This window comes from Leyella stercorea, from assembly GCF_021531355.1.
Taxonomy (GTDB): Bacteria; Bacteroidota; Bacteroidia; order Bacteroidales; family Bacteroidaceae; genus Prevotella.
This window is the reverse complement of sequence record NZ_JADYTS010000154.1, coordinates 1-1,482: the sequence shown is the minus strand read 5'-3', so window position 1 is coordinate 1,482 and position 1,482 is coordinate 1. Positions and strand designations below refer to the sequence as shown.

Here is a 1,482-nt window from a genome sequence, read left to right as displayed (position 1 = left end):
GTCAGCTCGTGCCGTGAGGTGTCGGCTTAAGTGCCATAACGAGCGCAACCCCTGTTCTCAGTTGCCATCGGGTAATGCCGGGCACTCTGTGAAGACTGCCTCCGCAAGGAGTGAGGAAGGTGGGGATGACGTCAAATCAGCACGGCCCTTACGTCCGGGGCTACACACGTGTTACAATGGCATGTACAGAAAGCTGGCCGTATGCAAATACGGTCGAATCCCTAAAACATGTCTCAGTTCGGACTGGGGTCTGCAACCCGACCCCACGAAGCTGGATTCGCTAGTAATCGCGCATCAGCCATGGCGCGGTGAATACGTTCCCGGGCCTTGTACACACCGCCCGTCAAGCCATGAAAGCCGGGGGCGCCTGAAGTCCGTAACCGCAAGGATCGGCCTAGGGTGAAACCGGTGATTGGGGCTAAGTCGTAACAAGGTAGCCGTACCGGAAGGTGCGGCTGGAACACCTCCTTTCTGGAGAGACGAGATTCATAGAGAACAGTCAATCAAATGGTTTGCTTGACTTCTCCCACGCTTCTTGGCGCACTGTCTTACTAAATAGAGAAACAATGAAGACGCTATACATTATATAATATATAGAGTCCGGCATACATCGAGGTTCAAGTCCTTGCTTCTCACTATCCCTTAAAAGGGAAACGATCTTTGACATATTGATACAAGCAAAACTGTAAGTTAAATCAATAACAACAGCTGAAAGTATGAGCTACGGTTTTCGTTCTGAGCAATCAGAATGAAGATTCGAAGAAAGTAGAAAAGGGCGCAAGGTGGATGCCTTGGCTCACGGAGGCGATGAAGGACGTGATAAGCTGCGATAAGCCTCGGGTAGATGCAAATAATCTTTGATCCGAGGATTTCCGAATGGGACAACCCGTCTGTCTGAAGGACAGTCACTATCTTAAGATAGAGCTAACGCAGGGAACTGAAACATCTTAGTACCTGCAGGAAGAGAAAATAAATTAATGATTCCCCTAGTAGTGGCGAGCGAACGGGGAAGAGCCCAAACCATGATTGTGGCAACGCAACCATGGGGTTGTAGGACCACGCTGTGGCACGATGCTTGTGAGAAGAACGTTCTGGAAAGAACGACCATAGAGGGTGAGAGTCCCGTATTCGAAGCACGCTGAAGCCTAGTGGTATCCTGAGTAACGCGGAACACGAGGAATTCTGCGCGAATCCGCCGGGACCATCCGGTAAGGCTAAATACTCCCGTGAGACCGATAGCGAACCAGTACTGTGAAGGAAAGGTGAAAAGAACCCCGAGCAGGGGAGTGAAAGAGATCCTGAAACCTTGCGCCTACAAGCGGTCGGAGCTGCTTATAGCAGTGACGGCGTGCCTTTTGCATAATGAACCTACGAGTTACCATCTCTGGCGAGGTTAAGCGGGACGACCCGCGCAACCGCAGTGAAAGCGAGCCTGAACAGGGCGTCGAGTCAGAGGGGGTAGACGCGAAACCAAGTGATCTA

Annotated in this window: 2 rRNA genes; both read left to right on the top strand. The window is 51.3% G+C overall.

The window, feature by feature from the left end:
* Positions 1 to 471, top strand: a 16S ribosomal RNA gene (locus I6E38_RS14745); the annotation flags it as partial.
* A 288-nt stretch (positions 472 to 759) separates the two neighbouring features.
* Positions 760 to 1,482 (top strand): 23S ribosomal RNA (locus tag I6E38_RS14740); the annotation flags it as partial.